22 protein-coding genes are annotated in these 21,910 nt (G+C 61.8%); 8 read left to right on the top strand and 14 right to left on the bottom strand.

Going from position 1 to position 21,910, the window contains the following annotated elements:
- On the top strand, positions 1-3,114 hold the full coding sequence (locus tag KR767_RS17170; RefSeq protein ID WP_250877164.1) for an efflux RND transporter permease subunit: 3,114 nt from the start codon (positions 1-3) through the stop codon (positions 3,112-3,114).
- A 12-nt stretch (positions 3,115-3,126) separates the two neighbouring features.
- On the opposite strand, the gene KR767_RS17165 is transcribed toward KR767_RS17170, so the two are convergent.
- Entirely contained in the window at positions 3,127-3,513 is a 387-nt protein-coding gene (locus KR767_RS17165) for a winged helix-turn-helix transcriptional regulator (protein ID WP_166946626.1), read from the bottom strand.
- Between the two features lie 127 nt (positions 3,514-3,640).
- Here KR767_RS17165 and KR767_RS17160 point away from each other — a divergent pair, with 127 nt between their 5' ends.
- A complete protein-coding gene (locus tag KR767_RS17160; protein WP_250877163.1) occupies positions 3,641-4,477 on the top strand; it encodes an enoyl-CoA hydratase/isomerase family protein in 837 nt (278 codons plus the stop codon).
- An 8-nt stretch (positions 4,478-4,485) separates the two neighbouring features.
- Here KR767_RS17160 and KR767_RS17155 read toward each other — a convergent pair whose 3' ends face one another.
- Complete coding sequence (locus KR767_RS17155; RefSeq protein ID WP_250877162.1) at positions 4,486-6,252, bottom strand: thiamine pyrophosphate-binding protein; 1,767 nt, start codon at positions 6,250-6,252, stop codon at positions 4,486-4,488.
- Positions 6,253-6,285: 33 nt separating this feature from the next.
- On the opposite strand from KR767_RS17155, the gene KR767_RS17150 reads away from it, so the two are divergent.
- From KR767_RS17150 to KR767_RS17135, 4 genes are all read left to right on the top strand, one after another.
- Positions 6,286-6,750 (top strand): Lrp/AsnC family transcriptional regulator, encoded by a 465-nt coding sequence (locus KR767_RS17150; RefSeq protein WP_166946623.1) that lies wholly within the window; start codon positions 6,286-6,288, stop codon positions 6,748-6,750.
- 163 nt (positions 6,751-6,913) lie between these two features.
- A complete protein-coding gene (locus KR767_RS17145; protein ID WP_166946622.1) occupies positions 6,914-7,288 on the top strand; it encodes a BlaI/MecI/CopY family transcriptional regulator in 375 nt (124 codons plus the stop codon).
- A complete protein-coding gene (locus tag KR767_RS17140; protein WP_250877161.1) occupies positions 7,288-8,862 on the top strand; it encodes a M56 family metallopeptidase in 1,575 nt (524 codons plus the stop codon). The genes KR767_RS17145 and KR767_RS17140 overlap by 1 nt, the downstream gene beginning before the upstream one ends.
- A 55-nt stretch (positions 8,863-8,917) precedes the next feature.
- Entirely contained in the window at positions 8,918-10,417 is a 1,500-nt protein-coding gene (locus tag KR767_RS17135) for a serine hydrolase domain-containing protein (protein ID WP_250877160.1), read from the top strand.
- A gap of 46 nt (positions 10,418-10,463) precedes the next feature.
- Here the strand turns inward: KR767_RS17135 and KR767_RS17130 are convergent, their stop codons facing one another.
- The 10 genes from KR767_RS17130 to KR767_RS17085 all read right to left on the bottom strand — a co-directional run bounded on the left by KR767_RS17130 (position 10,464) and on the right by KR767_RS17085 (position 17,426).
- Positions 10,464-12,860 carry a di-heme oxidoreductase family protein gene (locus KR767_RS17130; RefSeq protein ID WP_250877159.1) on the bottom strand — a complete coding sequence of 799 codons (2,397 nt, stop codon included), beginning with the start codon at positions 12,858-12,860 and terminating at the stop codon, positions 10,464-10,466.
- A 222-nt stretch (positions 12,861-13,082) separates the two neighbouring features.
- A complete protein-coding gene (locus KR767_RS17125; protein WP_166946618.1) occupies positions 13,083-14,153 on the bottom strand; it encodes a hypothetical protein in 1,071 nt (356 codons plus the stop codon).
- Between the two features lie 96 nt (positions 14,154-14,249).
- A complete protein-coding gene (locus KR767_RS17120; protein WP_250877158.1) occupies positions 14,250-14,945 on the bottom strand; it encodes a hypothetical protein in 696 nt (231 codons plus the stop codon).
- Between the two features lie 4 nt (positions 14,946-14,949).
- Positions 14,950-15,171: a hypothetical protein gene (locus tag KR767_RS17115; protein ID WP_250877157.1), complete on the bottom strand. Its 222-nt coding sequence runs from the start codon at positions 15,169-15,171 to the stop codon at positions 14,950-14,952.
- 3 nt (positions 15,172-15,174) lie between these two features.
- Positions 15,175-15,378, bottom strand: a complete 204-nt coding sequence (locus tag KR767_RS17110) for a Ras family protein (protein ID WP_345779904.1) — start codon at positions 15,376-15,378, stop codon at positions 15,175-15,177.
- A complete protein-coding gene (locus KR767_RS17105; protein ID WP_250877155.1) occupies positions 15,378-15,653 on the bottom strand; it encodes a hypothetical protein in 276 nt (91 codons plus the stop codon). The genes KR767_RS17110 and KR767_RS17105 overlap by 1 nt, the downstream gene beginning before the upstream one ends.
- Positions 15,654-15,685: 32 nt before the next feature.
- A complete protein-coding gene (locus KR767_RS17100; protein WP_250877154.1) occupies positions 15,686-16,033 on the bottom strand; it encodes a hypothetical protein in 348 nt (115 codons plus the stop codon).
- 65 nt (positions 16,034-16,098) lie between these two features.
- A complete protein-coding gene (locus KR767_RS17095) occupies positions 16,099-16,599 on the bottom strand; it encodes a RebB family R body protein (RefSeq protein WP_166946613.1) in 501 nt (166 codons plus the stop codon).
- 35 nt (positions 16,600-16,634) lie between these two features.
- A complete protein-coding gene (locus KR767_RS17090; RefSeq protein ID WP_166946612.1) occupies positions 16,635-16,949 on the bottom strand; it encodes a RebB family R body protein in 315 nt (104 codons plus the stop codon).
- 165 nt (positions 16,950-17,114) lie between these two features.
- Complete coding sequence (locus KR767_RS17085) at positions 17,115-17,426, bottom strand: FAD-binding monooxygenase (protein WP_166946611.1); 312 nt, start codon at positions 17,424-17,426, stop codon at positions 17,115-17,117.
- 399 nt (positions 17,427-17,825) lie between these two features.
- Between KR767_RS17085 and KR767_RS17080 the strand changes: the two genes are divergently transcribed.
- Complete coding sequence (locus KR767_RS17080) at positions 17,826-18,566, top strand: hypothetical protein (protein WP_250877153.1); 741 nt, start codon at positions 17,826-17,828, stop codon at positions 18,564-18,566.
- A 57-nt stretch (positions 18,567-18,623) separates the two neighbouring features.
- Here KR767_RS17080 and KR767_RS17075 read toward each other — a convergent pair whose 3' ends face one another.
- Together KR767_RS17075 and KR767_RS17070 are read right to left on the bottom strand one after the other, a co-directional pair.
- Positions 18,624-19,622, bottom strand: a complete 999-nt coding sequence (locus tag KR767_RS17075) for a VOC family protein (protein ID WP_250877152.1) — start codon at positions 19,620-19,622, stop codon at positions 18,624-18,626.
- Between the two features lie 93 nt (positions 19,623-19,715).
- Entirely contained in the window at positions 19,716-20,651 is a 936-nt protein-coding gene (locus tag KR767_RS17070) for a GlxA family transcriptional regulator (RefSeq protein WP_250877151.1), read from the bottom strand.
- A gap of 297 nt (positions 20,652-20,948) precedes the next feature.
- On the opposite strand from KR767_RS17070, the gene KR767_RS17065 reads away from it, so the two are divergent.
- Positions 20,949-21,896, top strand: coding sequence for an alpha/beta hydrolase (locus KR767_RS17065; protein ID WP_250877150.1), 948 nt, complete (start codon positions 20,949-20,951; stop codon positions 21,894-21,896).
- The last annotated feature ends 14 nt before the right edge of the window (positions 21,897-21,910 follow it).

The raw sequence follows: 21,910 nt of genomic DNA, 5'->3' as shown, positions 1-21,910 counted from the left end.
ATGAATCTTCCCGGGCTGTGCATCCGTCGTCCCGTGATGACCACGCTGGTCAGCCTTGCGTTGCTGGTGGTGGGTGTCGCCGCGTATCCGAAGCTGGCCGTGAATGAACTACCGAACGTCGATTATCCGACCATACGTGTTTTTGCTGCGCTACCGGGCGCCTCACCCGAAGTGATGGCGACCGCCGTAGCCGCGCCGCTCGAGGCGCAGCTGACCACGATCCCCGGTATTGATTCGATCAATTCGTCCAGCTCCCCGGGCGGCACAAGCATCGTCCTGAGCTTTGCACTGGACCGGAACATCGACGCTGCGGCACAGGACGTACAGACAGCCATCGCGGCGGCGCAACGCCAGTTGCCGCCCGACATGCCCACGCCACCCATCCTGCGCAAGATCAATCCGGCCGATGCACCCGTGCTGTTGCTGGCCATGACATCGCCGACGTTGCCGGTATCCCAGCTGGATGAATACGCAGAGACCCAGCTTGCGCAGCGCCTGTCCACGGTGGAAGGCGTGGCCCAGGTCTACGCGTATGGCGCGGCGAAGTATGCCGTTCGCATCAGCATAGACCCGGACCGACTCGCCGTGGCGGGCATGGGTATCGACCAGGTGCAGAAGGCGGTGACGGCGGCCAATGTCAATCAGGCGACCGGCACGCTGTATGGGGCCTCGCAGCAGTTCCAGGTGCGCAACCAGGGCCAGTTGCTTCGCGCGGCGCCGTACAACGATATCGTGGTGGCATGGCGCAACGGCGCTCCGGTCCACCTCGGCGACGTAGGCATGGCGTACGACAGCGTGCAGAACGACCAGCTCGCCAGCTGGTACAAGCACGATCGCTCGGTGTTGCTGGCCATCCAGCGACAACCGGGTACCAATACGGTGGCACTCATCGACCGCGTCAAGGCGATCCTGCCGGGCTTCGTGGCTGGTCTGCCGCCGTCGGTGAAACTCGACGTACTGTACGACCGTTCGCAGTCGATCCGCGATTCGGTGGCCGACGTGCAGTTTTCACTGCTGCTGGCCGGTGTGCTTGTGGTCACGGTGGTGTATCTGTTCCTTGGCAATCTTTCTGCCACGCTGATTCCGGCCGCGGCCCTTCCGCTGTCGATTGCCGGCACCTTCGGCGCCATGTATGTGCTGGGTTACGGCCTGGACAATCTCTCCCTGCTGGCAATGACCCTGGCTGTCGGCTTCGTGGTCGACGATGCCATCGTGATGCTGGAAAACATCATCCGTCATGTGGAACGCGGCCTGAGTCCCCTCGATGCGTCGCTGCGGGGCGCGGAAGAGGTGGGGTTCACCATTCTTTCCATGACAGTGTCGTTGATTGCGGTCTTCATCCCCGTGATGTTCATGGGCGGCATCGTCGGCCGGTTGTTCCACGAATTCGTTGTGACCCTGAGCATCGCGATCCTGGTGTCCGGCTTCGTCTCCATCACGCTTACGCCGATGCTATGCAGCCGGTTCATAAGGGTGGCGGACCCGTTACGGGCAAATGGCGTGGTGAGGATGTTCAACCGGGGATTCGAGCGGGTGCATCATGCCTATGTGCGTAGCCTGCAAGGATGCATGGCGCGACCGAACGCCGTGCTCGCCACGTTTGGGATCAGCCTGGTCGTCACCGGCTGGCTGTTCTATACGACACCACGCGATTTCATCCCGGCCGGCGACAGCGGGCGATTGCAGGTCATCACTGAAGGGCCGCAGGATGTCTCCTATGGCGGCATGGTGGCCCGGCAACAACAGCTGGCGGATATCGTCTCCCATGACCCGAACATCGAGGCATGGATGTCCTCGATCGAGGCCGGCGGCTCCACCATCAACGACGGCGAGATGCTGCTCAAGCTGAAACCCGCGAACCAACGCCAGCTGAGCGTGGACGAGGTGGCCCAGGAACTTCGCGTGAAGTTCGCCAGTGTGGTCGGCATGCGCGCCTATGTCCGCAACCCACCCTTGATCCAGATCGGTGGCCTGCGCTCCAAGGCACAGTACCAGTTCACGCTTCAGTCGCTGGACACAAAGGCTTTATACGACTGGGCGGGCAGGGTGACCCAGGCATTCGCGGCGCTGCCCGGATTCCAGGACGTCACCAACGACCTGAGCCTCAACAGCCCCTCCATCGTGGTGGAGGTGGACAGGAACAAGCTCGGCCCGCTGGGGTTGACCATGGCGCAGGTGCAATCGGCGCTCGGGGCGTCGTTCGGGCAGAACCAGCTTTCGACCATCTATGGGTCTGCCACCCAGTACTGGGTGGTGATGGAGGTGCGGCGAAAACTCCAGCAGGATCCGGCCGTATTGTCGAAACTGTACGTGACCTCGGACTCGGGAAAGCTGATCCCCCTGGATACGGTGGCAGGCTTCGTGCGCAGACCGCAGGTGCTGACGGTGAACCACCAGGGACAACTCCCGGCGGTGACCGTATCGTTCGGGCTTGCGCCAGGCGTAAGCCTGGGCGATGCGTTGTCGGATATCCACGGTGCGCTGGCAAAGATGGGCTTGCCGGCTACCATCAGCGGTGGCATGCAGGGCACGGCACAGGCTTTCCAGGCATCAATGCAGGGCACGGGTGTGCTGCTGTTGCTGGCCGTGCTGGTGATCTATGGGGTGCTTGGCGTCCTGTATGAAAGTTTTATCCATCCATTGACGATTCTCTCCGGATTGCCGGCCGCCGCGGTCGGCGCCTTGCTTACGTTGCGGCTATGCCAGATGCCGCTGGATCTGTTTGGCTTTGTCGGTATCGTGATGTTGATCGGCATCGTGAAAAAGAACGCGATCATGATGATCGACTTTGCCCTGATGCGGCAGCGCGAGGGTGGAATGACACCCCTGGAGGCGATTCTCGACGCCTGCGATGTCCGCTTCCGGCCGATCATGATGACCACCATGGCGGCCCTGGCAGGGGCGTTGCCCATCGCGCTCGGTGCTGGTGCGGGGTCAGAAGTACGTCGCCCACTGGGGCTCGCCGTGGTGGGAGGCCTGCTCGTCTCCCAGTTGCTGACGCTTTACCTGACTCCCGTGATCTACGTCTGCCTGGACCGGTGCGGAGCACGGTTCACGCGTGGCCTGGCTTCTTTAGCCGGCGGTTCCCGTGCCCTGGCGCGCCATCAGGGCTGACGGCGGCATCCATCATTTATCCGTGCCCGATGGCAGGCTCTCGCCTTCGTCATAGCTGGCCTGGCAAGCCTGAATGACATCCATGTTTTCAACCGTCCACTCATAGAGCACGGCAAACGGCGATTGAAGCGAGTGGCCAAGCGGTGTCAGGGCATATTCCACGCCGAGTGTGCGACCGGTCATCACCGTGCGGGTCACCATGCCATTGCGTTCCAGCTTGCGCAGTGTCTGCGTCAGCACGCGCTGGGTAATGCCGTCGAGTCGGCGCTTGATGGCGTTGAAGCGACGGGGTTCGCACAGAACCATCAGGACCAGCATGGACCACTTGTCCGCAATCTGGTCGAGGATGGCCCGGCTCGGACAGTCGGCCCGATAAACCGGGTCGGAGGCAGGATTCATCGGTATGTTTCCGGATACTTGGGATGGTAAAGATGCGTAATTGACGCCAGGTATCCGATAAATACCATGGGTCGGGCAGCACGGGAATCATCCCGTGCATGCCTTCCCATAGCAGGTACCCATCGAAATGACAGCGTATTCAACGCTCCGCATCGAGCACGAAGACGGGGTGGCGACAGTCACCATCGACAACCCTCCCGTCAACGTGCTCGATGTCGCCCTGATGAACGACATCCGCCGGTTTCTCGCCTCCGTACACGACGACCCGCTGACCCGTGTCATCGTGTTCCAGAGTGCCGATCCGGGCTACTTCATCGCGCATGTCGACATGACCCTGATCGACGAACCGCATGCCTTCGACACGATTGCCCAAGACGTGCCGGATGGCCTTAACCCCTTCCAGGCACTGGGTGAACTGATCCGCGCGCAGCCACAGGTGACGATCGTGAAGCTCGAAGGCATGGCACGCGGTGGTGGTGCGGAATTTGTCGCTGCGGCCGATATGGCATTTGCTGCCATCGGTCGGGCCGGACTAGGCCAGTGCGAAGCCTTGATGGGCATCATTCCCGGCGGCGGAGCAACACAGTACCTATCTCAACGGATGACCCGAGGACGCACGCTCGAAGTCATCCTCGGCGCCGACCTGGCCGATGCGCACACGGCCGAACGCTATGGCTGGGTGAACCGGGCGATTCACGCGGATGAGCTGGATACCTTCGTCCGGCGCCTGGCTCGCAACATCGCCGCGCTGCCGGATGGCGTCATCGCAGCCGCCAAGACAGCAGTGCGTGGAGCAGGTGCCAGCGATGGTTTCAGGATCGAACATGAAGCATGGGCGGGGCTGTTTGCGAAACCCGCCGCCGAAAGGCTGATTCGCGGCGGATTGCAGTCGGGAGCGCAAACCAGGGATGGGGAGCAAGACCTGGAGAAGTTGTTGCGCAGTCTCATCGCCCATCCGGGGTGAGCTTCGCCCTAGCTCGATATGACGACGTCGACAAGATTGGGCACGCCCGAGCGGATACCTGCTTCCACGGCCTCGGCAATATCGCCAGCCCTCTCGATGCGCCTCGCAGCAATGCCCATGGACGAGGCAAGTGCCACGAAGTCGATCATCGGATCGATCAGGTCCATGCCGAGGAACCGGTTTGTCCCGTTGGCCCGGTAATGATCCTGTGCACGGGCATAGTTCTTGAGGATGTTGTATTCGCCATTGTTCAGAACGACGAAAGTCACCGGTAGCCGCTCATGGGCTGCCGTCCACAGCGCCTGCGGCGAGTACATCGCGGAACCGTCCCCGACCAGGCAGACGACGGGACTGCGATCCCGGCCCAGCGATGTACCGACTGCTGCCGGCATGCCCCAGCCAAGGATGGCGCTGCGGGTAAACAGGTATTGGCCGGCCCAATGGGAGTCGAGACAGGCGCGTATGTGGGGAATCGTGACGGGGGCTTCGTCCACTATGGGGATATCCGGTCCGATGGCACGCACCAGTTCATGCGCTGCCACGAAGGGGGTGGTCATCGCCGCGCCGCGCTCACGTATCCAGCGGTCCGTGTTTTCAGTCCGCCGGGCTTCGCGCTCAAGAGTCGCCCTTTCGAGCAGACGGGCAATGTCGGTTTTGTGTGGAAGCAGCCGCTCCGAAAGCAACGGCAATAGCGCAGCAAGGGATGGTTTGATATCCCCCACGAGGCCCAGTGCCGTTTCGTGGATACGGCCTGGCTGATGACCATCACGCGTCAGTTGCAGCAACCGGCAGTGGGAGGGCAGGGCCGGCCCATCGGAATACAGGTAGCTGATCAGCGAATGGCCTCCCAGTATCAGCAATACATCGAAAGAAGCCAGCGCCTCCCTCATTGCCGAAGCTTTCGGTGGGAGGGCTCCCCGCCACAACGCGTGGGACGTCGGAAACGGGATATGTCCCGGCCAGGAGGCAGCAAAGACGGGCGCCCCAAGCGTCTCCGCGACAGCTATCGCCTCCCTGTCGGCATGCCCGGAAAAAACCTCTTCCCCTACGACGATGGCGACCTTCCCCGGTGAAACGTCAGCCAGTGCGTTTGCCAGATCCTCAAGCGACGTGGCCATGCTGAGGCGGCGTATCTGCGATGGCTGCCCGGCGCCCATGCGCGTCACACCTTCCATGATGTTGATCGGCAGCGAAAGGAACACGGGGCCCGAAGGGCCTGCTTCGCAGTCCTGAAAGGCACGGCGAAGCAGCATCGGTATCTGCTCGGGATGATGGATCTCTTCGGCCCACTTGACGTTTGGCCGGGCAATGCCGACCAGGTCGCCATGCAACAGGGGATCCGACGGACCGTGCCGCGTGTCCTGCTGCCCCGCCGTGATGACGAGTGGAGTATTTGCCATCCTTGCATTGAGGATGGCACCGATGGCGTTGCCCAGGCCGCCGGCCGTGTGAAGATTGACGAACCCCGGGCGCCCCGATGCCTGGGCATAGCCATCGGCCATGGCTACGACGGATGCCTCCTGCAAGCCAAGGATGTAGCTGATCGTGGAACGATCGGTCAGTGCATCGAGAAGCGGTAACTCGGTTGTACCGGGGTTGCCGAAGACGTATGCCACGCCCTGGCTCTCAAGTACATCCACCAAAAGATCCGCTCCACGTTGGTCTTTATTCAATGACATGCCTGCAATTCCGAATGCCGGATCTGTGGGCATTCTAGTGAGGCCGGCGTAGCAGGCGATTGCGAAATTGCCGGAAGTGTCGCTAGGATTGGCCAAGGATTTCTCCTTTCTCGATTTCCAGGCAATCCCATGCCCCTTCATCTCGACGCCATGGATATCCGCATCCTTCGCGCACTCCAGCGTGACGGGCGCTTGCAGAACCTTCAGCTTGCGGAGGAAGTCGGCCTTTCGCCTTCACCTTGCCTCCGGCGGGTCCGGCGGCTGGAAGAGGCGGGAGCCGTCGAGCGCTACGTGGCGCTGCTCAATCCCGCTGCGATGGGACTGGGGCTTACGGTGTTCGCGCGCATATCGCTGGTATCCCAGGATGCGGAAACCGTGGAGCGCTTCGCCGAGGCGGTGCGACAGTTCCCGCAGGTGGTGGAGTGCTACATCATGGCCGGTGAGTGCGATGCGCTACTGAGGGTTGTTGCCGCCGATATCGATGCCTACCGGCAGTTCCAGAGTACGCATCTCACCCGGGCGAACGGCGTGCAGACAGTGAAAACCGACATACCGATGCAGAAGGTGAAGCAGTCAACCGAGTTGCCGATCTGAAGTTCATCGGTACCTTTTTCTTGCCGTAGTTGGTGTTTCCTCTGGAAACCTACATGACCGATGCGATGTCGGCTCCCAGGAAACTATAGATATAGTTGACAGGCGCACTCCGCAGGCATATATCTACTAACACTCTAGTAGATGGGCGCACGGGGAAGCAGTCATGAAGATCTCGCTCACTGACCGCGAGGCTGACGTCATGCAGGTGCTGTGGGAGCAGGGCCCCTCCCTGGTGGCGGAGGTTCGCGAGCATCTGCCCGACAAGCTGGCCTACACCACGGTGCTGACCGTGTTGCGTACGCTGCAGGCCAAGGGATACGTGGGCTATGAAGAGGAAGGGCGCGGGCACCGCTACTTTGCCAGCGTCAAGCAGCAGGCCGCTCGCAAGAATGCGCTACAGCACCTGACGGACAAACTGTTCAGGGGCTCATCGGAGCTGCTGTTTTCGCACCTGGTTTCCGACCAGAAGCTCAGCCCCGAGCAGATCAGCCGTATGCGCAAGCTGCTTTCCGAGCGGTCTGACAAGGAGAAGCCGTGATGCTTGCCTGGATGATCTACGCCTCTCTTGTGACCGCCGTGCTCGGCGGGGCGGCCCTGATCGCCGAAAGGGCGGCAAGGCACCGGAGGAATCCCACCCGGTGGCCCTGGATCATTGCCATGGTCGCGTCTGTGGCGTTGCCGGTTGCCATAGCCACCGTGTCCATTCCGAGGCTGGCATCTTCAAGGCCCGATGCATTGACGACTCCGGCTGCATCTCTTGCTCTTCGCGACACGACGTCCATTCCGCTGGCATCGAAAGTGATCGACTGGAGCGGAACGACATCTTACGTGTCATCAACGCCAGTCAACAGGATTCTGGAAGATATCTGGCTTGCCAGCTCATTCACCCTGGTGCTGTTCCTGGGATTGGGCACGGCCCTGTTTCATGGCCGGAAACGGAAATGGACGCCGGGAGCGCTAGCCGGTATCCCCGTGTTTGTTTCTGAAAACGTAGGGCCCGCGGTCGTCGGATTGATACGGTCACGCATCGTCGTGCCTGCCTGGGTCATGAGAGAGGCGCCCGAACAACAGCGATATGTCATGGCACACGAGCAATCGCACTTGAATGCGCACGATCCGCTGCTTGTCGCCATGGCCATGTCGCTCATGGTGTGCATGCCATGGAACCCGTTGCTCTGGTGGCAGTTCCATCGGCTCCGCTGTGCGATCGAAGTCGACTGTGATGCCCGAGTGCTGGGCGAGGGTGGAGAGATTGCAGGGTATTGCGAAACATTGATCCAGGTGGGCCAGAACCAGTCGGAGTACATCGGCGCAGTCACGGCGATGTCGGAATCGAAATCTTTTCTTGAGCGGAGGATCATGATCATGCTGTCGAAGCCTAAAAAATGGGCACGTGCGTCGGCGTTTGCCCTGGTCAGTGTTGCCCTTGGCATGGCGGTCTTCGCGGCTCAGGTGACGCCGCCTGCTGAGGCTGGCACATCTGCTGTCGGCACGATTGCCGTTAGCCCGGGCACTCTCGATGCCTACGCAGGATTCTATGCGCTCAGTGATTATTCCCTGGCAACGGTGGCGCGCAAGGGGAACGGGCTGACCGTCACCCCGATCGGCCAGTTTCTGGCGCAAGGCACCATCGATCTCTCCACGATCAGCGAGCACGAGTTCCTGGTGCCGAGCATCGATGTCACGCTCGATTTCATCAAGGGCGGCGAGGGTGAGATCAAGTCCATGACGGTGCGTGAGCATGGGGTTGTCGCCATGCATGCTCCCCGTGTCGATGAGGCGACCGCGAATCGGATTCGTGACGCGCTGGCGGCCAGGGTCAGGGATCAGAAGCCCTATCCCAACAGTGAGAAGGCGCTCCAGCTGATATTGAGCAACGCGCAGGGCGGCGAGGGCATGACCGCGTTGTCAGCGCAGAACGCCGCCCGGCAACATGAATCGATAGCGAAATATTTCGCCATGCTCGGTCCTGTCGAGTCCTACCGGTTCGAAGGTGTCACGGACTATGGCTGGGATATCTACGACGTGCAACACGAGCATGGCGCGCAGCAGATCTTTATCCAGCTGGACAGGAACGGCTTGCTCGCGAACTCCGTCATGCGGCGTCAGTGAGCCCACCGGAATGGGCATGCCAATAGAACATCCAACGACGCATGAGGAACCGATAATGCAAAGGATCCGAAAGCTCGCCTTGCATGGCTCAGCCGTACTGGCCGGGCTGCTGGCCACTCCCGTCTGTGCGCAGCAGGCTCGCTGTCCTGCACCCGATGAGGCGGCGGGCGGCACCAGTAACGTTCATACCCGCAACGTCGAGGTGAATCTGCGGCCGCCCGTCATCAAGACCGGGGATAAGCCTTTCACCCTGGCCGAACGCATGCGGCAGTATGACGTGCCGGGCCTCAGTGTTGCCGTGATTCACAACGGCAGGATCGCGTGGGCGCGTGGCTGGGGAGTTCGCGATACAGCGACTTGCCAACCCGTTACACCCGACACGGCTTTCCAGGCCGCCTCGATCAGCAAGGTGGCGACCGCCATGCTGGCTCTGCGGCTGGTTGAGCAGGGCAGGATGGGACTGGACCGGAACATCAACGATGCGCTGCGCTCCTGGAAACTGCCACGTGATCCAGGGCTCGCTCCCGATGGCGTCTCCCTTCGCCAGCTGCTGAGTCATACGGCCGGACTCGGTGTCCACGGTTTTGCCGGCTACCTGCCTGATGCACCGTTGCCGACACCCGTGCAGATCCTGGATGGCGTGCCCCCTGCCAATAGCAGTCCCGTGCGCAGCATACTGCCGGCGGGTGCCCGGTTTGAATATTCCGGCGGCGGCTACGTGGTGACGCAGCTTGCGCTTTCCGATGTGAGCAGCATGCCCTTCGCGGAGCTGGCACAGCGCGAGGTGCTGGGGCCGCTGGGCATGACGCGAAGCGCCTTTGCCCAGCCGCCCACGGCAGCCATCCGCACCAACATGGCATCGGGTCACGCCAATGGTGTTCCCATTCCGGGCGGATACCACGTATATCCGGAACTCGGTCCCGCGGGATTATGGACAACCTCGGGTGACCTCGCGCGATTGTTGATCGATATCCAGGCTTCCGCCGCAGGCAGGAAAGGCCATCGCTTGTCGCCAGCCATGGCCCGGCAGATGCTGACGCCGATCAAGGACAACTGGGGTCTCGGCGTTGCTCTGTACACAACCGGACTGGCGCGCTTTGGCCATGACGGCGTGAACGAGGGATTCCAGTCGTTCATGATTGCCTACGTGGGCAAGGGCGACGGCATCGTGGCACTGACCAACGGAGGCCAGGGGCGCCGGCTGATGGATGAAGTCGTCCGCGCCGTCGCCACCGACTATGGCTGGCCGGACATCGCGGCCCCGGCGACCGAAGAGAAGAAACTGTCGCTCGCCGAGCTTGCCAGGGCGAACGGTCGCTTCGTGGGCGGCGGGCTCGATGTCGTCATGGAAGCGCGTCCAGACGGATTGTATGCAAGTGCCGGCGCTCCCGTTCCCGAGCGCCTTATCGCACTGTCCGCCACGCGCTTCCGTTCCGAATCCTTGGGTGTCACCGCCGAGTTCGCTCCCGATTTCTCCAGCCTCACGTTTATCGAGGGAGGGCCACCGATGAAGCTGGTGCGCTCCGAGGCGGCGAAGATCGCCAGGAGCAGGTAAGTCGTACCGGCCATGAGCCGGTACGACTTGCGGTCAAGGACGAAGGTCAGAGCGACTGGAGGAAGGCCAGAAGTGCCTGACGATCGGCTGCTGAAAGAGCGGCGAATCGCTGCCGCGAGCGCTCGGCCTCGCCTCCGTGCCACATCACGGCTTCGGTCAGCGTACGCGCCCGTCCGTCGTGCAGGTAGCCGACACTGCCACCAGTGCCCATGACGCGCTCGGTGTAACCGATGCCCCACAGTGGCTGTGTGCGCCACATTTTTCCGGCGGCGAGGCCTTCCGCATAGTTGTCGGCCAGATCCGGGCCCATGTCGTGCAACAACAAGTCCGTATAGGGCCTGATCGTCTGCTCGCGCACTTCCTGGAATTCGTGCCCGGAGCCCGTTTTCATTTTGGCTGTGTGGCAGCTCGCGCAGTGCAGCGTATTGAAGACGTTGGCACCAGCGGCGACCTTCGCCGGATCGACATCGAGATAGCCCAGCGGTGAGACGCCCTTCGGAAAGCCACTTTCGAGGCTGCGTTGCGCGGGTACGGCCACGAGTGCAAGGTAACGGGAGATCGACAACAGATCCGCGTCGGTAAGCCCCTTGTCGGCAGGAGCCGTTTTGCAGGTGGCCGGACCAGACAGGCAATCCCGGCTCGGGAACATGGACGTGGTTACCGACATGTCTTCAAGCAATGCGGATGCGGCCTGATGGCGCAGGCTGAACTTGCCGGCCTTCCAGCCGAAGCGGCCAAGCCGCACCGCACCGGTATCCGGATCGAACACGTAGTTGGCCTGGCCGACGACACCATCGTCATCCGGCGTGCTACGTACGCGGGCCAGGATGTCTGCCTCGGGGATAGCCTCTAGCAAGCCCATGCCGATGATGGGCTGGGCGGCGCGCAACGAGACGATTTGCGGGGTGGTGCCACTGAAAGACAACCGGGGCTTGCGCAGCTCGACCGGCGTGCCGTCACCCAGGTACACGGTGTGTGCATCGAAGCCTGTCACACGCACGCTATGGCCAAGGTCTACCAGCTTGCCCTTGGCGTCGTAGCCGTTCATCTGCACGGTGACGCCGTAGTTCGGATCCGGCAGTTGCTGGCCCTGTGCATCGATGACTCCCGCTCGTATGGCCATCTGGTCCAGGCGCTGATTCAGCGTGGCCGGCGCGGGGCTGCGTCCGTTGTTGACGTGGCAGGCGAAGCAGGACGACTGGTTGTAGACCGGACCCTGCAAACCCACGACGGCCGTATTGCGGTCGTTGCCGGGCTCATTGTGGTCACCCGTGGTCATATTGCTGTGGACCAGGCGGCGGCCTTCGACGAACCGCTGCATGTCCTGCATGCCGATGTTGTTCTGCTGCTGCTGGAAGATGAAGGTGCTTCCATCGCTGTAGTCATACGACACCGAACCGGTGCCTCCCTGCAAGGTCTCGTCTGGTAGCGGGGCATTGTTCAACCGGGGCTGCACGCCGTACCAGGGACGTAGCCCGACACCCACCACATAGGTCACTTCGGTGGTGTAGTAGTGGAAAGCGCCGTTATCCCCCACGGCCTGCATGGCTTCGGGCGTGGAGAAGAATGCCTGCGTGAATTCCACCGAATCCCCGGGCTTCAGCGGGCGACTGGGGACATTTGTTCCAGGCACGAAGGTGCCCGTCACGCCGTTCGTGATGGCGTAATCGTAGAACCGGGTGGCGCCGGGTACGCTTTTGCTGGGTATGAGTACCCCGTTGGTGTCGTAGCTGAGCGCGGAGTGGCCCGGAAAGCTGTCCACCGTGGCGCTGCAACCGTCATTGAGGACGGTATCGGGATGCAGCAGGGCGCCGTTGGGTGGCATGGGCACCACGGGGCAATTGGCCGAATCCACGCCATACAGCTTGGGATTCACCAGTTTACCCGGCGACATCCAGCCGAATCCCGTGACACCCTGGCTGTCGAAGCGGTGGAAGAAAGAGCGGCCACCCGCCCGCTGCGCTTCCTGGAAGTAATTGTTGATGCGCAGGGTGGGATTGATCACGCCCGCGACATGGCTGTTGTCGATGATCTCGACACCCCACGTGCGGTTCTTGAAATAATTCTTTACGAAATCGAGATAGTGGCCCGGTCCCTTGTCCACGGGATTGCCGGCAGCGTCCACCGTGTCGTTCGGCCCGTAGCCGATCTCGTTCCAGGTTTCACCTCGCTCGCGTGCATGGCGATTCCTGCCCACCAGGCCGAAGCGGGTGACGAGCGTGCCGTCCGGCAAGGTGAATTGCGTCGTCTCGATGGGCGGCTGCCACGCAGGCCACAAAGGCACCATGCCCGTGCCATCGTGTGGATAGGGAAATGGCGACGTGGCCAGGAGGGGCAAGGGCGTGGATGGCGAAGCCGACATGGCATTGTCGGCACGTGACTCGCCGCCGTAGGCAGCCAGCAAGGTCGTACCGATGAGCAATGCCAGGGCGCTGGCGGTCATTCTGGATAGCCGCAGGCTATCAGGCGATTTCGGATTCAAGACGTGCTCCCCTGGCGCATCGATGGCGTGCTGCCATATGTCACGATCTTATTGACTCGAAGGAGCAGGTTTTTGTCGATTCAAGCACGTTTTTGCGATGTGTAACGAAGCCCGTTTTTCGCATGGCATCACTGCCGGAAATGCGAAGAGGTGGAGGCGAAAGCCTCCACCGCTTCGACATCGTCAGCTGACAACCATCGGCAGGCGATCGTTGCTTATCCATACGCCCTGGCGGCGACCCAGCTCGACATAGCGCCCCTGTGCGTACTGCAGAACCTGATAGTTGGAATTGCCCGGAAGTTCGGTGAACAGGAAATTGTCGGGGTCGATGACGTCGACGCGTCCGGTGCGGGCGTTGTAACGGCCCACCTGGAAGATCGGCTCCGGAAACAGGTCGCCCGCGTAGGACATGCCATCGGTCAGCATCACAAGCGAACCGTCGCGCACGGCCACTGCCTGGTCCACGACGGACATGCCGCAGGAGGTCACCAGCTGGATGTCGAGGTTGACGGCGCCAGGGCCAATCGACTGCCTGACGACGTTCACCGCGTTCTTCACCACCTGCATGCTGTGATCCAGGCAGACCTCAAGGCCGACGCTCATGTTGTCCCAGAAGATCAGGTTATCCAGGTGCTGGTCGGGGTTGAGGTGGAAGCTGTAGGTGGTGGTGGGATCCAGGTTGGCGTGTAACTGCGGGTCAGGACCGTCGATGTTGGAGATGTAATGCTTTTCCATCAGCGCATAGGGCACGCTGGCATCCAGCTCCGGCCGGCGGCCACGCAGCATGATGGCGGTGTTTAGCAGGTTCAGCCGGCCATCGTGACGCGGGGGCAACGCCGAACAGATGGTGCCGGCGACGATGGTCCAGTCCTTGAACAAGGTGGACTGAACGATAGCTCCGTACAGGGCTTCGGCGAGCATGTAGCGCGACTCCTCCGGATACGAGCCGAAACTCGTTCCGGGGACGAAGCCGCCACGCCGTGCTTCGTCCTCGGACGCCTTGCGGAAGTAGAACTCGGGGGCGATGAACACCTTCAGCGTGTCGCTGTCGGTCATGCCATCGTGGTCCTTGTAGGTAGTGGCCGTCCAGTACAGGACGTTGACCAGTCGCTGCGCCCGGGCCTGCAGATCCGGGTCGGCAAGCTGGATCAACGGCGCGTTGCCCTGGGGTTGCACCGTTCCGGACGCTGCGGGATAGAACGTGGGCACCATGTAGCTGATGGGCAGTACGGAGCGATATCGAGGTGTCGGCATGATGCGGTACTCCTGTGATGGGAAAGACGGTTACGCCCTGTGTCACGCTCTGATCCTGATACCGGGGCGCTCCGGGACCGGACTATTTACCGGCCTTCAAAGCGCCAGCTTCGCCAGCCAGTAGATGGCGCGTGCCACCTGTAACCCGATGGTCTGGTCTTCCGCGGCGATGGCCATCGTCGGTACGGCGAAAGGCACGGGCACCCCGGGTACGATGACGATCGGCACGCCGTGGATATCAGTAGACAAAGGTCGCGGCTCGGGCACGCTGGCGAAGGCATGGCGCAGCGCCATGACGATGGCCCCCAGTGCCAGAATGGCGAGCATCACCAGCAACAGCACGATGTACTTGATCGGTGGCACCGGAATTTTCTGGATCAGGTCCGCGACGAAGCCTATGGCGATCTGGCAATCGAGGTTCAGGGGACAGTTCAACGTCCGTACCAGCTCGTCCTGGATCAGGTCGCCGGGCTGCTGGTTAAAGGTCACTGCATAGGACATTCCCTTGACGATCACGGGGGCGACGAGGCTGCGCTTGCCCTGGGCATTGGTTTGCGCAACGTACTCGACACGACTCATGTCGTCGCCCAGTGACGTGGGCGTGTGCAGCGTCAGCCAGTCGATGACAGGGCGGGGGAGCGATACGTCCTGGCTTGGTGCCTGCACGACGATGAAATCCCCGTCCGGCGGCGGCAAACCGGAGGGCCATGACGCCTGGTTCCAGGCATCGGGAAACGCGACGACGACCACCTGTTCGGGAAGCGGTCGAGGTTTATAGGGTCCTCGGGCCATGGGTTCAGCCCTTTCCGGCCAGGATCGTCACGGCCTCATAGGCGACCAGTCCCTCCACGATGGCTGAGCTGCTCAGGGCCAGCGAGCCGAAGATGAGCGGCGTAGCCTCGTTACCGAGGATCTGCATCATGAAGGTATAGCCAGCCTCCGCACTGGGTATCGCCGTGGCATTGAGTTCGTCGGCTGCGGCGAGCGGGGCGGTAACGATACGTCCGGTGGCCGCCATGGTTCATCCCCCTGGTGCGGGTGGAATGTTGTAGAGCTTGCGGATGCGATCAAGCACCTTGTTGTTCTCTTCGGTGATGATGCGCATCTGCTCGTCCGCATCGCCCTCTACGCCCAGCAGCGCGATGTTCGTCGCCACCTTGGTCATCGATTGGGCGATTTGTTCCACGGCCTGGCCCAGCTCTGCGATGGATTCGTGCTCGTTCATCATCTTGACCTCGCGGAATGTGAGTTTTCCTCGCGCGTTTCCAGCAACGGATGCCGTGGTTTCCCGGGATCGACGACGAGCTTCCGGTTGACGTACTGGATGCAGTCCGCGAACGGCCGGGGTCCAAACGCCGGGGCCTGGTCGTCCGGAAGCGAACTGGCCGGCACGATGGTGAGGATCCTGTCTTCGCCCGTGTGCACGACGGCGTAGTGCGGCACGGTGAGGTTCGCCTGGAATCCCTGCTGCGCGCGCGAGGTGATCTGCTCGATCAGCATCCGGTTGTAATCCTCCATAGGGGTGTCGGTCGTCATGGCGTTGCGAATGCCTCGATGGATGCCTTGAGCCCGGCGATCTCCCGCGCGAGTTCGTTGGACGTGAAGGCGTTGACGGCGGATCGCGCCGTCCTGGGCGAAGTCGTCTGTACGGTGTTTACCGCGTCGGCGAGAATCATCTGCCTTAACCGGTACATCGCATCCTGGTTGGCAACCTGCGATCGCGCCGCCATGCCGGTGCTTCCGACCTGGTTGGAAAAGGCAAGGTCACTCAGGGCGCCGGGAAGTTCGGCAATGGTCGCACCGGCTACGGAAACCGCTCCCTTGGGGCCGGCGCTGCCGTCGACTTCTTCGATGGATATGCTTACGTCGATCGTTTCCATGCATTCGACCCTCTGGAAAGCCGGGATGGCCGCATGGCCATCCCGGCGTCATTGCCGCAAGGCGATTACCGCGAACGCTTCACCCTGAGGACGATGCCGCGACCCGTGTCGACGGCCACTTCCACGTCATCCTTGGAGAACTTCCCAGGGATGAATACTTCCAGTGCCCTGCCATCGGGCACGACGACCACCAGCTGCCCCTGCTCGTTGATCAGCAGGTCGAGATCGCGTAGCCGCAAGTGCTTTCCGCCTTTTTGCGAAGCCGCAAAGGCTTCGACGGAGGCCTTGAGGTCGGCAATCGTCTGGGCGAGTTCGTCGTTGGTGAGCACATCCACCGCTGAACGACTGTCCATCGGGCCGATATCGGACACCGTGTTGACGGCTTTGGCCACGATCGGTGCGCTGATCTGGTTGCCCGCCTGCTGGTTGGCAACGGCGTTCTGCTGCCCCAGGTTGTTGGTGGACACCACGTTCGAGTAAGCCAGGTTGGACAACAAGGCCGGTTGTTCCGAGATTGCCTTGAGGTTGCCCGTGGCCACCGCACTGACTATCTGTTCATCTAACATGTTCCGCCCTCCTGATTGACGGCAGGCCTATCGACTTACTTGGGGAACGCCTGCAGCGTTGCCTTGAGGTCGGCGATGGTCTGGGCCAGTTCGTTGTTGGTCAGGATGTCGACGGCCGAACGGGCCTCCAGGGGGCCGAGGTTGCTGATGGTGTTGGACGCCTTGGCCACGATGGAAATGCCGAGTTCGTTCATGGCCTGCTGGTTGGCCACGGCGTTCTGCTGCGACAGGTTGGTGCTGGCCACGGTGTTGGAATAGGCCAGGTTGGACAGCATCGCCGGCTGTTCGGAGATGGATTTCAGATTGCCGATCGCAACGGCGCTCACGACGTCTTCGGGAAGGGTAGCCATACGGATTCTCCTGTTCAAAGGTGATGGTTGATGGATCCGACTTGCCTGATGAGAGCCTCCTGACGGAGGTATCCACCGCATTCACTTGCGATGAATGCGCATGAATTCGCTGTGCGGGTGGCCCGGTCCACAGAACACCCGTCGTGTTTCGTCCTGGATACGGCGCTACTGCTCCCCGGTCTTGAGGAGGCGCTCCATGTCCTTCACGATCTTCTCGATGTCCTTGCTCATCTGGTCGATGGAGGACTGGTTCTTGCAGCCGGCGCTGTCGATCATCGCCACGCATTTGGCCGTGGCGGCCATCTGCACCTGGTTCATCGCCTGCTGCTGGCTCAGGCTGATCTGCTGCTGCATGTTCTGGTTGAAGATCTGCTGGGCGAGTGCAAGGTTCGCCAGGATGGCGGGTTGCTCGCCGATGGATTTCGCGTTGGAAATCGCGATTGCCTGAACGATGTCGTCGGGAAGTTGGCCAGCCATGAGTCCCCCTTGGATTCAAGGGCGGCATGGTGGCGCTCGCCCGTTTCGATGAAGTGATCCTAGGATCGAAGCTGCCGGATACAAGTATCGTTACCGTAACCGCGGATGCCGTGTTGCGGTAACAATCCCTGACTGCAACGACTCCGGCGTTATTGTCGGAGACGCAAGATTCAGTCGACTCCATCCACGCGCCACCCATGTCCTGCCGTCGGCAAACCGGCTGATGCCGTTTCCTTGACGCCGGCATCAGTTCCCGTGAAAAGGACCTGGAACCCAGGACGCAGGCCGGCGCGTATCGGACATCCTCGCATCTGGCCCGTGCGCCGACACGACACGCCCCCGGGCCGGGCGCGTGCCACCTAGGACGGAGTGGGGTTCCAGGCCTGGCGGGGGGACGTGGTGAAGAAGGGTAACGAAGTGATTGAGGAGGTCGGCGATGGGGAGATACGGGTCGCTTACGAGTCCGTGCTGTCCAGCGAGACCTTCCTGAAGGCGCATCGCATGCGCCGCCTTTTCCGATATCTGATGGATCAGGCGCTGGAAGGCTGTTCGGGCAACGTCAGCGAATACACCATCGGCATCGAGGTGTTTGACCGGCGACCCGAGGATTTCATCTCCGAGGACCCTGCCATAAGGGTGCAGATAGGGCGACTGCGTCATCGGCTGGCTACCCATTACACCGAGTACGCGGTATCGGGTGATGTAGAAATCAGCATACCGGTAGGACGCTTGACGCCCGTATTCCGGCGTGTCGTCCGGCCACGCGAGCCAGTGGGTCAGGATGATCGCCTGCTGGTCCAGCCCATCAAGTATCTGGCGGATCGCTCTGAGGGCAGGGTATTTGCGAACGGCCTGTACGAAGAGCTGATCAATCAGCTCTTCTCGTCATTCGGCGATGTGTTCGTGAGGCAGGAGGCAGCCTCGGATGCTACCTCTCCCGGTACGCCCCGGCGCCTTATCGAGGGCAGCATGAGGGTGGACGCAGAGCGGATACGTACATCGATACGACTCGTTGACTACTCCTTGCGGCGCATAACCTGGGCGCAGAACTTCGATCGTTCCGTGCAGTTCGGCATACGTGAGCAGGAGGAACTGGCGGCTTCGATATGCCATGCACTGCGTGATGTGGTCTCGATATGACCCCATCGCAAGATGCCAGTGATGCGAAACGCATGCCTGACCAGGGCGGTAATCGACTCAGGACTGTCCCGCAGCCGGGCATGGGTTGTTTTCATTTCGACGTATGGCGTGGAATTCGATGGAGAGGCCCAGGTCGTCCTGCGTTGGCGCAAGGAAGGATTCACCGGACAAGCCGGTATAAGTGGTCAATCGACGCTCATAACCACGCTCTACCCAGCGTTGCGCTCGGCCGAGGTCATCCACGGCATAGCTGACAGCCAGGATGCGCGGACCGCCGCTAGCGAGTATGCGCTGCGCTAGTCCGTCGCCGTCAGGTTGCAGGGCCAGCAACGCCGTAGGCCCCACAGGCACGCAGAAGCCCGCCGCTCCGGCAGCAGGCACCTTGACGGCTACGGCGTGGCCGAAACCCATGTTTTCCAGTGCACGTCGGTCGACATCGGCATGGGCCGACACGAGCCAGATGGACGACAGCGCACGGGCGCCATTGGGATGCTCGCGTGTCACCCTGTAGTCATCGGCATTGCCCGGATCGTACTGGTCGGGGGCGTAGCCGGCCTTGTAGTCGATGAAAAACGTATTGCTCGACAACGGCGCCTTGTCGAAGGCGAACAGGCGCCACCCCGGCTTTGAGGCATCCGGACCGGAAAAGAAGGGCGTGACGGCATGGTTTGATGCCTTGAGCGCGGCGTAGATCGTGTCGAGCGAGGATGTCCGGAAGCCGAAGGTGCGTGCACCCGGGCCACCCTTGAGCGCCTCCTGGTCGGCCTGCATGCCTGGGTCGAAGGTGGGATTCGGGCGCGTGATACCCAGAAGCTCGATGAAGCTGCTGTCCGCAAGGCGTATATAGCGGTTGGCCACGCCGGAAGGATCGCGGCCGGGACGTACCTGAAAGCCCAGCTTGACCGCCATCACCGATGTGACGTCATCGATGCCGCGACCCCACAGCAGGACATGGTCCAGACGCGTGCCAGGGTCCTGGGGCAGGGAAGGGGACGCCGAGACCTGTACCGCAACCATGCACAACAACCACGCCGAAACGAACATGACCGGACGCATACGCCTGCTCTCCTGGAAGGGTGTGGCCGTTTTTAGGGCGGGGAGGCTGGACCGCACAAGGACAATTTCCGGACAAAAACGGCCAGCGCGGAATCAGGCGCCGGCGCTTCGCCGCAGGGACTGGGGTGGTACGCCGAAGGCACGGACAAAAGCTCGTCGCATGCGGGTGGAATCCCCGAATCCGGTGGAGACCGCGATATGGTCCAGGTGAAGGTGGCTGGTCTCCACGGCCAGCCGGGCGGCCTCCAGTCGCAGGCCTTCGACGACCTTCGCGGGCGTCGTACCGATCTCCGCGACAAAGGCCCGGGCAAAGTTCCTGGGGCTCATGGCCGCGCGCTCGGCAAGTCGCTCGATCGTCATCGGCTCGCCGATGCGGGCACGCATCCAGTTCACCAGTTCACCGAAACGGCCCGTCTTGCCGCCTTGCTCCACGATCACGGAGTACTGCGACTGGCCGACGTGGCGTCGCTGGTGAACCACCAGCTGCTGCGCTGTACGGCGTGCGATACCGGGACCCAGGTCATCTTCGACCAGGGCCAGCGCGAGATCGATGCCGGCCGAAATGCCCGCCGAGGTCCACAGGTCGCCGTCCCTGACGAACATGCGATCGGCATCCAGCCGCACTTGCGGATACAGCGAACGAAAGCGCTCGGCGGCGGCCCAATGGGTGGTAGCGCGACGCCCATCCAGCAAGCCGGCCTTGGCAAGGAAGAATGCGCCCGAACACACGCCGGCAGCCCTCCGCCACGTACCGCCGCCCAACCAGCTGATGATTTCGACCTGATCGCCCTCGACCTGTGCCAGATTGCCGCCGGATACGATGACGGTATCAAATCGCCTCATCTCGATCGGCATGGCGGCCAGGCAGACGCCCGATGAGCTGCGCACGATGCCGCCGCCGGGTGCCAGCATCTCGACCGTGTAGCTGCCGGGCCGAAAGCGCTCGGCCATCTCGAAAACAGCCACCGGGCCAGCTGCGTCGAGCAACTGGAAGCCCGGAAAAACGACGATGGCGATATCGCGTCGCATGATGGCCTGCCACGGGAGGACTCTGGCCGGGAAATTGGCGTAACTGGCGGGCGCACGTCAAGTCCGAAGGTGGAGATTCGCTGCATGGATTCACCTGCAAGTGACGTTTGCAACCTCATGATCGATAAGGAAGATAGCCGCAGAGAGCCTGCATATAAGTACTTTCCAGGCGTTGTGGCCTGCACCTCAACTCATAACCGCACGGGGAACGCCTTGCTTACCTTTGCCTCCCGTTCGTTCCGTACCGCTCGCCATACGACCCATTACCTTGAAGCAGGCCCTACAGATGGGCCGCTCATGATCTTTCTGCACGGATGGCCCGAACTTGGCCTGATCTGGCGCGCGCAGATTGAAGCATTTGCTGCCGACGGCTGGCGTTGCATTGCGCCTGACATGCGTGGTTATGGCGATTCTTCGATTCCGTTGGCAAGCAGCGCCTATACCCAGGAGCAGGTTGTCGCGGATATGGCGGCCCTCCATGATCATCTGGGTGGTCGACCCGCGGTCTGGATCGGCCATGACTGGGGCAGCGTCACCGTGGGATCGCTCGTATCGCACGAACCCGCCCGAAGCCGTGGTGCCGTCTTTATCTCGGTGCCGTATTTTCCTGCCGGGCACGCGTTGCAGACCCTGATTCCGCTGATCAACCGCACCATATACCCGCGTGACCCGTATCCGGATGGTCAATGGGACTACTATCGCTACCACAACACCCACTTTGCGTCAGCAGTGGGAGATCTGGATGCCGACAAGGCGGCGTCCCTGGCATCGATCTATCGCTCGGGCGATCCGGACAACATCGGGTTGCCCGCCTCGAACGCGACAGTCACCCGGAAGGGAGGGCGCTTCGGTGCTGAGCACCGCGCTCCGTCTATCAGCCCTGATCGGAAACTCTGGCCGCCGGCAGATTTTGATGCCCTGGTACGGTCGTTCGAAGCCCACGGTTTCCGTGGTCCCTGTTCGTGGTACCTGAACGACGATGCCAACCTCGCCTACGCAGGTAGAGCACCAAACGGAGGGCGGCTGTCCTTGCCGGTGCTGTTCGTCAATGGAGACTATGACCAGATGAACACCATCCTTGGCAACCACATGGGGGATCCGATGCACGACTCCTGCGCGGATCTCACGGTTACCCGCCTGCCCGGAGCCCATTGGCTGCCGGTTGAATGCAAGGCTGAACTCATCGTTGCAATACGTGGCTGGCTACAGGACAAAAAGCTTCTGGCGACGTCGGAAGAGGGGTGAAGGCATCCGGGTCG

Source organism: Luteibacter anthropi (assembly GCF_023699965.1).
GTDB classification, from domain to species: Bacteria; Pseudomonadota; Gammaproteobacteria; order Xanthomonadales; family Rhodanobacteraceae; genus Luteibacter; species Luteibacter anthropi.
The sequence above is the reverse complement of the archived record's forward strand: the minus strand, read 5'-3'. Positions and strand labels throughout refer to the sequence as shown.

Excerpts from the sequence above, each read along its gene's own strand:
- KR767_RS17170 (WP_250877164.1), top strand. The coding sequence starts at position 1 with ATGAATCTTCCCGGGCTGTGCATCCGTCGTCCCGTGATGACCACGCTG.
- KR767_RS17165 (WP_166946626.1), bottom strand. The coding sequence starts at position 3,513 with ATGAATCCTGCCTCCGACCCGGTTTATCGGGCCGACTGTCCGAGCCGG.
- KR767_RS17160 (WP_250877163.1), top strand. The coding sequence starts at position 3,641 with ATGACAGCGTATTCAACGCTCCGCATCGAGCACGAAGACGGGGTGGCG.
- KR767_RS17150 (WP_166946623.1), top strand. The coding sequence starts at position 6,286 with ATGCCCCTTCATCTCGACGCCATGGATATCCGCATCCTTCGCGCACTC.
- KR767_RS17145 (WP_166946622.1), top strand. The coding sequence starts at position 6,914 with ATGAAGATCTCGCTCACTGACCGCGAGGCTGACGTCATGCAGGTGCTG.
- KR767_RS17140 (WP_250877161.1), top strand. The coding sequence starts at position 7,288 with ATGCTTGCCTGGATGATCTACGCCTCTCTTGTGACCGCCGTGCTCGGC.
- KR767_RS17135 (WP_250877160.1), top strand. The coding sequence starts at position 8,918 with ATGCAAAGGATCCGAAAGCTCGCCTTGCATGGCTCAGCCGTACTGGCC.
- KR767_RS17130 (WP_250877159.1), bottom strand. The coding sequence starts at position 12,860 with ATGACCGCCAGCGCCCTGGCATTGCTCATCGGTACGACCTTGCTGGCT.
- KR767_RS17125 (WP_166946618.1), bottom strand. The coding sequence starts at position 14,153 with ATGCCGACACCTCGATATCGCTCCGTACTGCCCATCAGCTACATGGTG.
- KR767_RS17120 (WP_250877158.1), bottom strand. The coding sequence starts at position 14,945 with ATGGCCCGAGGACCCTATAAACCTCGACCGCTTCCCGAACAGGTGGTC.
- KR767_RS17115 (WP_250877157.1), bottom strand. The coding sequence starts at position 15,171 with ATGGCGGCCACCGGACGTATCGTTACCGCCCCGCTCGCCGCAGCCGAC.
- KR767_RS17110 (WP_345779904.1), bottom strand. The coding sequence starts at position 15,378 with ATGAACGAGCACGAATCCATCGCAGAGCTGGGCCAGGCCGTGGAACAA.
- KR767_RS17105 (WP_250877155.1), bottom strand. The coding sequence starts at position 15,653 with ATGCTGATCGAGCAGATCACCTCGCGCGCGCAGCAGGGATTCCAGGCG.
- KR767_RS17100 (WP_250877154.1), bottom strand. The coding sequence starts at position 16,033 with ATGGAAACGATCGACGTAAGCATATCCATCGAAGAAGTCGACGGCAGC.
- KR767_RS17095 (WP_166946613.1), bottom strand. The coding sequence starts at position 16,599 with ATGTTAGATGAACAGATAGTCAGTGCGGTGGCCACGGGCAACCTCAAG.
- KR767_RS17090 (WP_166946612.1), bottom strand. The coding sequence starts at position 16,949 with ATGGCTACCCTTCCCGAAGACGTCGTGAGCGCCGTTGCGATCGGCAAT.
- KR767_RS17085 (WP_166946611.1), bottom strand. The coding sequence starts at position 17,426 with ATGGCTGGCCAACTTCCCGACGACATCGTTCAGGCAATCGCGATTTCC.
- KR767_RS17075 (WP_250877152.1), bottom strand. The coding sequence starts at position 19,622 with ATGCGTCCGGTCATGTTCGTTTCGGCGTGGTTGTTGTGCATGGTTGCG.
- KR767_RS17070 (WP_250877151.1), bottom strand. The coding sequence starts at position 20,651 with ATGCGACGCGATATCGCCATCGTCGTTTTTCCGGGCTTCCAGTTGCTC.
- KR767_RS17065 (WP_250877150.1), top strand. The coding sequence starts at position 20,949 with ATGATCTTTCTGCACGGATGGCCCGAACTTGGCCTGATCTGGCGCGCG.